Annotated in this window: 3 protein-coding genes; all 3 read left to right on the top strand. The window is 76.2% G+C overall.

Annotated elements, in window-relative coordinates; genetic code table 11:
- The first annotated feature begins 214 nt into the window (after window positions 1-214).
- Window positions 215-427 carry an MbtH family protein gene (locus tag ACFVVL_RS18420; protein WP_030311462.1) on the top strand — a complete coding sequence of 71 codons (213 nt, stop codon included), beginning with the start codon at window positions 215-217 and terminating at the stop codon, window positions 425-427.
- 8 nt (window positions 428-435) lie between these two features.
- A complete protein-coding gene (locus ACFVVL_RS18415; protein ID WP_380287553.1) occupies window positions 436-1,434 on the top strand; it encodes a TauD/TfdA family dioxygenase in 999 nt (332 codons plus the stop codon).
- 42 nt (window positions 1,435-1,476) lie between these two features.
- The coding region (locus ACFVVL_RS18410; RefSeq protein ID WP_387676357.1) for an amino acid adenylation domain-containing protein at window positions 1,477-11,915 on the top strand (10,439 nt) is incomplete at its 3' end.

Genomic DNA, 11,915 nt, shown 5'->3' with positions numbered 1-11,915 from the left:
AGCAGGAGCACCCCGCCCGACCCCCGCCCGACCGACCCCCCCGCCCGCCGACCCCCGCCCGACCCCCGGTACACCCCTGCGACGAGGCCCGCGCAGGAGGACGGCAGTCCCGGAACTGCCGCTCTCCTGCCGGGCCTCGTGCCGCTTCCGGACCCGGCGCGCCCCTACCTTCGAATCACCGCACCACGACCACCACCTCACCGAGGAGACCACCGTGAGCAACCCGTTCGAGGACGACAACGCCGGCTACCTCGTCCTGGTCAACGACGAGAACCAGCACTCGCTCTGGCCGGTCTGGATCGACGTGCCGGCCGGCTGGACCACCGTCCACGGCGAGGCCCCCCGCCAGGAGTGCCTGGAGTGGATCGAGGCCAACTGGACCGACATCCGCCCGGCCTCGCTGGTCGCCGGCCTCGACCGCCGGTGAGCGCCGCCATGGTCACCTGGGAACTGAACCCCGGCCGCCCGGCCCTCGCCCACGTGCCGGCCGGCGCCGACCTCGCCGAGGGCTGCGCCTGGCTGCGCGCGCACGAGGCCGAGCTGACCGCCGCGCTGCACCGACACGGCACGATCTTCCTGCGCGGCCTGCCGGTCGCCGCCACCGAGGACGTCGCCGCCGTGCGCGACGTCCTGATCCCCGAGCCCACCCCGTACCGGGAGAAGGCCACCCCGCGCAGCGACTTCGGCAACGGCGTCTTCTCCTCGACCGACCTGCCGCCCGCGCAGCCGATCCGGATGCACAACGAGAACAGCTACACGCTGACCTTCCCCGGCCGGCTGCTGTTCGCCTGCCTGATCGCCCCGGAGGAGGGCGGCGCCACCCCGACGGCGGACGTCCGCAAGGTCCTCGCCGCCCTGCCGGCGCACCTCGCCGAGCGCGGCCGGACCTCCGGCTGGACCCTGAACCGCAGCTACTCCGACTACGTCTCGCTGGGCTGGCGGACCGCCTTCGCCACCGAGGACCGCGCCGAGGTCGAGCGCTACTGCCGGGAGAACGGCATCTCCTGGGAGTGGACGGCGGACGGCAACCTGCGCACCAGCCAGCTGCGCCCGGCCACCATCCACCACCCGCACACCGGCGAGGAGGCCTGGTTCAACCACCTGGCGTTCTGGAGCGAGTGGTCGCTCGACCCGGACATCCGGGAGGCCATGGTCGAGGAGTTCGGCCCGGACGGCCTGCCGTTCAACACCGGCTTCGGCGACGGCGAGCCGCTCACCCGCGAGGACGTCGAGGCGCTGAACGCCGCCTACGAGGCCGCCACCGTCCGGGAGACCTGGCAGGCGGGCGACGTGATGCTGGTCGACAACGTGCTCTGCGCGCACGGCCGCGACCCGTACCGCGGCGACCGGAAGATCGCCGTCGCGATGGGCCGCCCGGTCGACGTCCTCGACTGCCGCCCCTCGGTCCTGCCGACCACCGCCGTCGCCGCGTGACGGCGCCCCCCACCCGCCCGTGACGTGAGCAGAGGAAGCACCGTGATCCCGGTTTCGTACGCACAACAGCGTCTGTGGCTGATCGACCAGATCGAAGGGCCGACCGCGCTCTACAACCTGCCGTTCGCGGTCCGCCTGCGCGGCCCGCTCGACACCGCCGCGCTGCGTGCCGCGACGGCGGACGTGGTCGCCCGGCACGAGGCCCTGCGCACGGTGTTCCCGGTGGACGGGGAGGGCGTGCCGGTGCAGCACATCCTGCCGTCGGCGGAGGCGTCGATCGCCTTCGCGACGGTGGAGTGCGCACCGGCCGGCTACCCGGCCCTGCGGGACGCGGAAGCCGCCCACGCCTTCGACCTGAGCAACGAACTCCCCATCCGGGTCACGGTCTTCTCGCTCACCCCGACCGAAGGAAGCACCCCCGAAGACATCCCCGAAGGCACCCCCGGACGCACCCCCGAACACGTGCTGCTGGTGGTGCTCCACCACATCGCCGGTGACGGCTGGTCGCTCGGTCCGCTGCTGCGCGACCTCGCCGCCGCCTACTCCGCCCGGCTCTCGGACGGCGAGCCGCAGTGGGAGCCGCTGCCGGTGCAGTACGCCGACTACGCCCTGTGGCAGCGCGAGCTGCTCGGCGAGGAGTCCGACCCGTACAGCCTGATGAGTCGTCAACTTTCTTACTGGCGCGAGAGGCTGGCCGGTCTTCCGGAGGAGCTGGAGCTGCCGGCGGACCGCCCCCGCCCGCCCGCGCCGACCGGCGCCGCCGACGCCGTGCCGTTCACCCTCGCGCCCGCCCTGCACGCCGCGCTGGCCGACCTCGCCCGCGGCCACCGCGCCACCCTGTTCGCCGTGCTCCAGGCGGGCCTGGCCGCGCTGTTCACCCGGCTCGGCGCCGGGACCGACATCCCGCTCGGCACCGGTGTGGCCGGCCGCTCCGACGAGGCGCTGAGCGACCTGGTCGGCTTCTTCGTCAACACCCTCGTGCTGCGCACCGACACCTCCGGCGACCCGTCCTTCGCCGAACTGCTGGACCGGGTCCGGGAGGCGCAGCTGGACGCCTTCGCGCACCAGGACGTGCCGTTCGAGCGGCTGGTCGAGGAGGTCAACCCGGCCCGCGCGCTCGGCCGCCACCCGCTGTTCCAGACCCTGCTGGTGCTCCAGAACCACGAGGAGGGCGAACTCGGCCTGCCCGGGCTGGAGTCGGCGCCCGAGCCGCTCGGCCTGCGGGTCGCCAAGTTCGACCTCAACATCGGCATCACCGAGCGGCACGGCCCGGACGGCGCCCCGGCCGGCCTGGAGGGCTCCGCCGAGTACGCCGCCGACCTGTGGGACCGCGCCACCGTCACCGCCCTGTTCGAGCGCTTCGGCCGGCTGCTCGCCGCCGCGGTGGCCGACCCGGAGGCACCGATCGGCAGCCTGGACATCCTCGCCCCCGAGGAGCGCACCCGCCTCGCCGAGGACTGGAACGCCACCGCCGCGCCCGTGCGCACCGGCTCGCTGCCCGCCCTGTTCGAGGCCCGGGCGGCCCGCACCCCGGACGCCGTCGCCCTCGCCCACGACGGCGGCACCGTCAGCTACGCCGAGCTCAACACCCGCGCCAACCGGCTCGCCCACCACCTGCTCGCCGCGGGCGTCGGCCCGGAGTCGCCGGTCGCCCTGCTGATGGAACGCTCGGTGGACCTCGTGGTCGCCACCCTCGCCGTGCTCAAGGCGGGCGGCTGCTACGTGCCGATGCACGCGAGCCTGCCGCCCGAGCGGATGACCGCGCTGCTCGCCGACACCGCCGCGCCGGTCCTGCTCACCGACCGCGCCGAGCCCGGCTTCGCGCACACCGCCACGGTGGTGCGCCCCGGCGACGAGGCGCACCGGCCCGGCCACGACCCCGCGCTGCCCGTCCACCCGGACCGGCTGGCCTACGTGATGTTCACCTCCGGCTCCACCGGCACCCCCAAGGGCGTCGCCGTCCGCCACCGCGACGTCGTCGACCTCGCCGACGACCGCCGCTGGCGCGACGGGCGGCACGAGCGGATTCTGCTGCACTCCCCGCACGCCTTCGACGCCGCCACCTACGAGCTGTGGGCGCCGCTGCTGCACGGCGGCACCGTCGTCGTCGCCCCGCCCGGCACCCTGGACGCCGCCGCCCTGCACGCCCTCGCCGTCCGGCACGGCGTCACCGCGGTCTTCCTCACCAAGGCCCTGTTCGACCTGGTCGCCGAGCAGGCCCCGGAGACCTTCCGCGCCCTGCGCACCGTCTGCACCGGCGGCGAGGCCGCGTCCGGCACCCTGATGCGCCGCGTCCTGGACCACTGCCCGGACCTGCTGCTCGCCCACGTCTACGGGCCCACCGAGGCCACCACCTTCGCCACCCACCACCACCTGCGGCCCGCCGACCTGGACGGCGCCCGGGCGCCGATCGGCCTGCCGCTGGACAACATGCGCGCCCACGTCCTGGACGCCCGGCTGCGCCCGGTGCCGCCCGGGGTGCCCGGCGAGCTGTACGTCGCGGGGGCGGGCCTGGCCCGCGGCTACTGGCGCCGGGCGGCGCTGACCGCCGAACGCTTCGTCGCCGACCCCTACGACCGGGGCGGCCGGATGTACCGCACCGGCGACCTGGTGCGCCGCCGCTCCGACGGCGCCATCGAGTTCCTCGGCCGGATCGACGGCCAGGTCAAGCTGCGCGGCTTCCGGATCGAGCTCGGCGAGATCGAGGCCGCGCTCTCCCGCCACCCCGCCGTCCGCCAGGTCATCGTCGTCCCCCGCGAGGACCGCCCCGGCGACACCCGGCTGGTCGGCTACTGCGCCGCCGACGGAGGCGCCGCCGACGGCGCCGGAACGAACGGCGCCGGGACGAACGGCGCCGGGGCGGACGGCACCGGGACGAACGGCACCGGGGCGGACAGCACCGGGACCGACGCCGACCTCGCCGCCGAGCTCAAGCGGTTCGCCGCCGAGTCGCTGCCCGGCTACATGGTGCCCTCCGCCGTGGTGGTGCTGCCCGCCCTGCCGCTGAACGCCAACGGCAAGGTCGACCGGCGCGCCCTGCCCGCCCCCGACCTCACCGCCGACACCGCCGGCCGCGCCCCGCGCGACGAGCGCGAACAGGCCCTGTGCACGCTGTTCGGCGAGATCCTCGGCCTCGACGGCATCACCGTCGACGACGACTTCTTCGCCCTCGGCGGCCACTCCCTGCTCGCCACCCGCCTGGTCGGGCGGGTGCGCACCGAGCTCGGCCTCGAACTCGCCATCGGCGACCTCTTCCAGGCCCCGACCGTCGCCGCCCTCGCCGCCCGGATCGCCGGCGCCCCGGCCCGCCCCGCCCTGCGCCCGGAGCCGCGCCCCGAGCACCTGCCGCTCTCCTTCGCCCAGCGCCGCCTCTGGTTCCTCGGCAAGGCCGAGGGCCCCGCCGCCACCTACAACGTCACCCTCGCCCTGCGGCTGACCGGCCCGCTGGACACCGCCGCCCTGGAGGCCGCTCTCGGTGACGTCGCCGCCCGCCACGAGAGCCTGCGCACCGTCTTCACCGAGCTCGACGGCGTGCCCCACCAGCGGGTGCTGGCCGCACCGCCCGCGCCGCTGCTCACCGTCACCGACCGCCCCGCGCAGGACCTCGTCCACCACACCTTCGACCTGGCGACGGACGTGCCGCTGCACGCCTACCTGCGCCCCGAGGGCCCCGAGGAGCACGTCCTCACCCTGGTGATGCACCACATCGCCAGCGACGGCTGGTCACTGCGCCCGCTCTTCCGCGACCTCGCCGAGGCCTACACCGCCCGCCGCGCCGGCGCCGGACCGTCCTGGCGGCCGCTGCCCGTCCAGTACGCCGACTACACCCTCTGGCAGCACCGGCTGCTCGGCGCGGACGGCGACCCGCGCTCGCTGCTCGGCGGCCAGCTCGCCCACTGGCGCGAGGCCCTGGCCGGACTGCCCGACGAGCTGCCGCTGCCGCTGGACCGCCCGCGCCCGCCCGTGCCCACCCACCGCGGCGACGTCGTCGAGCTGGACCTCGACGCCGCCCTGCACACCCGGCTCGCCGCGCTGGCCGCCGAGCACGGCGTCACCCTGTTCATGGTGCTCCAGGCCGCCTGGGCCGCCCTGCTGCACCGCTTCGGCGCCGGCGACGACCTGCCGATCGGCACCCCGCTGGCCGGGCGCCTGGACACCGCCCTGGACGACCTGGTCGGCTTCTTCGCCAACACCCTGGTGCTGCGCACCGACCTGAGCGGCACGCCCACCTTCGCCGAGCTGCTGGCCCGCGTCCGGGAGGCCGACCTGGCCGCCTACGCCCACCAGGATGTGCCGTTCGAGCGCCTGGTCGAGGAGCTGAACCCGGCCCGCACCCTCGCCCGGCACCCGCTGTTCCAGGTGATGATCGCCTTCGACAACACCGCCGGCGCCGGCCCCGCCTTCCCCGGCACCCGCGCCGCCCACGAGCCGCTGGGCCTGCCCACCACGGCCTTCGACCTCACCCTCAGCCTCGCCGAGCGCCACCACCCGGACGGCGCCCCGGCGGGCCTGTCCGGCGGCCTGGAGTTCGCCGTCGACCTGTTCGACCGCGCCACCGCCGAGCGGCTCGCCGCCGCGCTGGTCCACCTGCTCGCCCAGGCCGCCGAGCAGCCGCACCGCCCGCTCGCCGACCTGGACGTGCTCGGCGCGCAGGGGCACGCGCAGCTCGCGCGCTGGCACGACACCGCCCGCCCCGGCGGCGAGGTGCTCCTGCCGGCCGCCTTCGCCGCCCAGGCCGCCGCCACCCCGGACGCCACCGCCCTGGTCTTCGGCGGGCTGCGGCTGAGCTACGCCGAGCTGAACGCCCGCGCCAACCGGCTCGCCCACGGCCTGATCGCCGCCGGCATCGGCCCCGAATCGCTGGTCGCCCTCGCCCTGCCCCGCTCGGCCGAGTCGATCGTCGCCCAACTGGCCGTGCTCAAGGCCGGCGCCGCCTACCTGCCGCTGGACTCCGACTACCCGCGCGACCGGCTCGCCCACATGCTGGCCGACGCCCGCCCGGCCGCCGCGCTGAGCACCGCCGCCTGGCCGCTGCCCGAGGTGCTGGACGGCCTGACCGTGCTGCCCGCCGACGCCGGGGCCTGGGCCGGGCGGCCCGCCGACGAGCCGCCCGTGCGGATCGGCCCCGAGCACGCCGCCTACGTCATCTACACCTCCGGCTCCACCGGCCGCCCCAAGGGGGTCGTGGTCCGCCACGGCGGCGTCGCCAACCTGTACGCCTTCCACCGCGACACGACCCTCGCGCTCGCCCGGCAGGCCCACCCGGGGCGGCGGTTCACCTTCGCCTCGACCGCCTCGACCTCCTTCGACACCTTCCTCGAAGGGATGCTCTGGCTGACCGCCGGCCAGGAACTGCACCTGCTCGACGACACCCTGCGCCGTGACGCCGCCGCCATCGTCCGCCACCTCGACCGCACCGGCGCCGACGTCCTCGACGTCACCCCCGGCCAGGCCGAACGGCTGGTCGAGGAGGGCCTGCTCACCACCTGCCCGCCCGCCGTGCTGATGATCGGCGGCGAGGCCTGCGGCCAGCAGCTGTGGACCACCCTGTCCGCCGCCCCCGACACCCTCGTGTTCAACATCTACGGGCCGACCGAGTGCACCGTCGACGCCCTGCACCACCGCCTCGACGCCACCGTCACCCGCCCGGTGATCGGGCGTCCGCTGTCCAACCTGCGCGCCCACCTGCTCGACGCGCGGCTGCGCCCGGTGCCCGTCGGCGTGCCCGGCGAGCTCTACCTGAGCGGCGCGGGGCTGGCCCGCGGCTACCTCGGCCGCCCGGCGCTGACCGCCGAGCGCTTCGTCGCCGACCCGTACGACGAGGGCGCCCGGATGTACCGCACCGGCGACCTCGCCCGGCGCCGCGCCGACGGCTCGGTGGAGTTCCTCGGCCGCACCGACCACCAGGTCAAGGTGCGCGGCTTCCGGATCGAACTCGGCGAGATCGAGGCCGTCCTGGCCGGCCACCCGCAGGTGCGGCAGGCCGCCGTGCTGCCGGACCGGGACGGCACCGCCGGCACCCGGCTGGTCGCCTACCTCGCCACCGGCGCCGACCCGGCGGAGCTGCGCGCCCACGCCGCCGCCGCGCTGCCCGACTACATGGTCCCGGCGGCCTTCGTCACCCTGGAGGCGCTGCCGCTCAACGTCAACGGCAAGCTCGACCGGGCCGCCCTGCCCGCCCCCGACTTCACCGCGAGCGCGGGGGGCCGGGCCGCCCGCACGGCCCGCGAGGAGATCCTCTGCGGCCTGTTCGCCGAGGTCCTCGGCCTGGAGGGCGCCGTCTCGATCGACGACGACTTCTTCGCCCTCGGCGGCCACTCGCTGCTCGCCACCAAGCTGCTCAGCCGGGTCCGCTCGGTGCTCGGCGCCGAACTCGGCATCCGGGACGTCTTCGAGGCCCCGACCGTCGCGGGCCTGGCCGAGCGCCTGGACGGCGCCGAGGTCCGGCCCGCGCTCACCGCCGCGGCGCGCCCCGAGCGGCTGCCGCTCTCCTTCGCCCAGCAGCGGCTCTGGCTGATCGACCGGATGGAGGGCCCCGGCGCCCTCTACAACATGCCGCTCGCGCTGCGGCTCACCGGCGAACTCGACCGCGCCGCGCTCACCGCCGCGCTCGGCGACCTGGCGGCCCGGCACGAGAGCCTGCGCACCGTCATCGCCGAGCACGACGGCGAGCCCTACCAGCGGATCCTCGCCGACGCCGCCGTTGCGGTCGAACTCCTCGACTGCGCGCCGGAGTCCGTCGATGCCGAGGTGGACCGCGCCGCCCGCCGCCCGTTCGACCTGGCCGCCGAGCCGCCCGTGCGGGCCACCCTGCTCCGGGTCGCCGAGGACGAGCACGTGCTGGTGGTCGCCCTGCACCACATCGTCGGCGACGGCTGGTCGATGGGTCCGCTGCTGCGCGACCTCGCCGAGGCCTACACCCTGCGCCTCGGCGGCGAGCGGCCGCTCTTCGAACCGCTCGCCGTCCAGTACGCCGACTACGCGCTCTGGCAGCGCGAGCTGCTCGGCGACGAGGCCGACCCGCAGAGCCTGCTCGCCCGCCAACTCGCCTACTGGCGCGAGACCCTGGCCGACCTTCCGGAGGAGATCGCGCTGCCCGCGGACCGTCCGCGCGGCGCCCGCGCCGACCACCGCGGCGAGCGCGTCGCCCTGCCGATCGACGCCGGGCTGCACCGCGCACTCGTCGCGCTCTCCCGCGAGCACCGGGTCACCCTCTTCATGACCCTGCAGGCCGCGCTCGCCGCCCTGCTCACCCGCCTCGGCGCGGGCACCGACGTGCCGATCGGCTCGGTGGTCGCCGGCCGCTCCGACGAGGCGCTGGACGACCTGGTCGGCTTCTTCGTCAACACCCTCGTCCTGCGCACCGACACCTCCGGCGACCCGAGCTTCGCCGAACTCCTGGGCCGCGCCCGGGAGACCGGCCTCGGCGCCTACGCCCACCAGGACGTGCCGTTCGAGCGGCTGGTCGAGGAGCTCAACCCGGCCCGCTCGCTGGCCCGCCACCCGCTGTTCCAGGTCGCGCTGGTCCTCCAGTCCGCCGGTGAAGGCGTGCTGGAGCTGCCCGGCCTGGCCGTCGAGGCGCTGCCCTCGGACACCGGCGTCGCCAAGTTCGACCTCAACGTCACGCTGGAGGAGTTCTTCGGCCCCGACGGTTCGCCCGCCGGCCTGGACTGCGCGCTCGACTACGCGACCGACCTGTTCGACCGGCGGACCGCGGAGTCGATCGCCGCCCGCTTCGGGCGCCTGCTCGCGGCCGTGGTGGCCGACCCCGACCGCCCGATCGGCCGCGCCGACCTGCTGGACGCGGGCGAGCGCGCCGCACTCCTCGCCCCCGCAGCCCCGTTGCCCGCCGACGTGCCGCTGCTGCCGGCCGCCTTCGCCGCGCAGGCGGCCCGCACCCCGGACGCGACCGCCCTGGTCTTCGGGGACGTCCGGTTGAGCTACGCCGAACTCGACGCCCGCGCCGACCGCCTGGCGCACGGCCTGGTGGCGGCCGGCATCGGCCCGGAGTGCGTGGTCGCGCTCGCCCTGCCGCGCTCGGCGGACACCGTGGTCGCCCAGCTGGCCGTGCTCAAGGCCGGGGCCGCCTTCCTGCCGCTGGACGCCGAGTACCCGCGCGAGCGCACCGCCCACATGCTCGCCGACTCCGCGCCCGCCCTGGTCCTCACCGGCGAGGGCTGGCCGCTGCCCGAGGTGCTGGAGGGCCTGACCGTGCTGCCCGCCGACGCCGCGGCCTGGGCCGACCGGCCCGCCGGGGCCCCGCCGGTGCGTCTGGACCCGGCGCACGCCGCCTACGTCATCTACACCTCCGGCTCCACCGGCCTCCCGAAGGGCGTGGTCGTCGGCCACGGTTCGATCGCCGCGCTGCTGGCCCACCACCGCGCCGAGACCTTCGCCGGGCCCGAGCGCGCCCACGGCCGGCTGAGCGTCGCCCTGACCGCCTCGCTCTGCTTCGACGCCTCCTGGGACGGCCTGCTCTGGATGATCGCCGGCCATGAGCTGCACCTCGTCGGCGACGACCTGCGCCGCGACGCCGCCGCCCTCGTCCGGTACGTCCACGGCGAGTCCGTCGGCGTCGTCAACGTCACCCCGAGCTACGCCGAACAGCTGCTCGCCGAAGGCCTGCTGGACGGCGAGGCGGCCCCGAAGGCGCTGCTCCTCGGCGGCGAGGCGGTCGGCCGGGCGCTGTGGACCCGGCTGCGCGAGGCCCCGCACACCGAGACCCGCAACCTCTACGGCCCCACCGAGGCCACCGTCGACACCCTCACCCACCCGTTCGCGGCCACCGACCGCCCGTCCCTGGGCCGGACCGTGCTCGGCACCCGGGCCTACGTGCTGGACGAGCACCTGGCCCCCGTCCCGCCCGGGGTCCCCGGTGAGCTCTACCTGTCGGGCCGCAGCCTGGCCCGCGGCTACCTCGGCCGCCCCGCGCTGACCGCCGAGCGCTTCGTCGCCGACCCGTTCACCCCCGGCGCCCGGATGTACCGCACCGGCGACCTGGTCCGCCGCACCCACGACGGCGGCCTCGACTACCTCGGCCGCACCGACCACCAGGTCAAGCTGCGCGGCTTCCGGATCGAACTCGGCGAGATCGAGCAGGTGCTGGCCCGCCACGCGAGCGTCCAGCAGGCCGTGGTCACCCTGCACGAGGGCGCCGGCGGGGACCGCAGGCTGGTCGCCCACTGCGCCACCGCCGCCCCGCCGAGCTCCGAACTCGCCCTGGAGCTGCGCCGGTTCGCCGCCGAGGCGCTGCCCGGCCACATGGTCCCGGCCGCCGTCGTCCCGCTCGCCGCGCTACCGCTGACCGGCAGCGGCAAGATCGACCGCCGCGCCCTGCCCGCCCCGGACTTCGGCCTCTTCGGCGGCGGCCGCGCGGCCCGCACCGCCCACGAGGAACTGCTCTGCGGACTGTTCGCCGACGTCCTCGGCCTCGACCGGGTCTCCGTCGACGACGACTTCTTCGCGCTCGGCGGCCACTCGCTGCTCGCGATGAAGCTGGCCGGCCGGGTCCGCTCGGTGCTCGGCACCGAACTCGGCATCCGGGACGTCTTCGAGGCCCCGACCGTCGCCGGCCTCGCCCAGCGCCTGGACGGCGGCGCCGGCCGCGGGCCCGCCCTCGTCGCGGGACCGCGCCCCGAGCGGCTGCCGCTCTCCTTCGCCCAGCGCCGGCTCTGGCTGATCGACCGGATGGAGGGCCCCAGCGCCCTCTACAACCTGCCGCTCGCCCTGCGCGTCGCCGGTCCGCTCGACCCCGCCGTCCTCGCGGCGGCCCTCGACGACCTGGTCGCCCGCCACGAGAGCCTGCGCACGGTGATCGCCGAGCAGGACGGCGAGCCCTACCAGCGGATCCTCCCGGCCGGCGAGGCCCGGGTCCCGCTCGACCTCCGCACCACGGCCCCGGCCGACCCGGCGCAGGCGGTCACCGCCTGCGCGGAGATCCCCTTCGACCTCGCCGCCGACCTGCCGATCCGCGCCCACCTCCTCCCGGCGGGCGACGGCACCGACGACCGGCTGCTGGTCCTGGTGCTGCACCACATCGCCGGTGACGGCTGGTCGATGGACCCGCTGCTGCGCGACCTCGCCACCGCCTGCGCCGCCCGCCGCGACGGCACCGCGCCCGACTGGCGCCCGCTGCCCGTCCAGTACGCCGACTACGCGCTCTGGCAGCGCGAGCTGCTCGGCGACGAGGCCGACCCGCAGAGCCCGGCCGCGCGCCAACTCGCCTACTGGCGCGAGACCCTGGCCGGCCTGCCGGAGGAGCTCGCGCTGCCCGTCGACCGCCCCCGGCGCGCCGACAGCGGCCACCGCGGCGAGCGCGTCGTGCTGCCGCTCGGCGCCGAACTCCACCGCGACCTCGTCCGGTTGGCACGCGAGCACCGGGTGACGATGTTCATGACCCTGCACGCGGCGCTCGCCGCCCTGCTCACCCGTCTCGGGGCGGGCACCGACGTGCCGATCGGCTCGGTGGCTGTCTCTTATAC

The sequence above is a fragment of the Kitasatospora sp. NPDC058115 genome, assembly GCF_042884635.1.
Taxonomy (GTDB): domain Bacteria; phylum Actinomycetota; class Actinomycetes; order Streptomycetales; family Streptomycetaceae; genus Kitasatospora.
Note: the sequence above shows the minus strand (reverse complement) of the source record. Positions and strands in the feature narration are given on the sequence as shown.

Coding starts and splice junctions, on each gene's coding strand:
- ACFVVL_RS18415 (WP_380287553.1), top strand. CDS start 436: ATGGTCACCTGGGAACTGAACCCCGGCCGCCCGGCCCTCGCCCACGTG.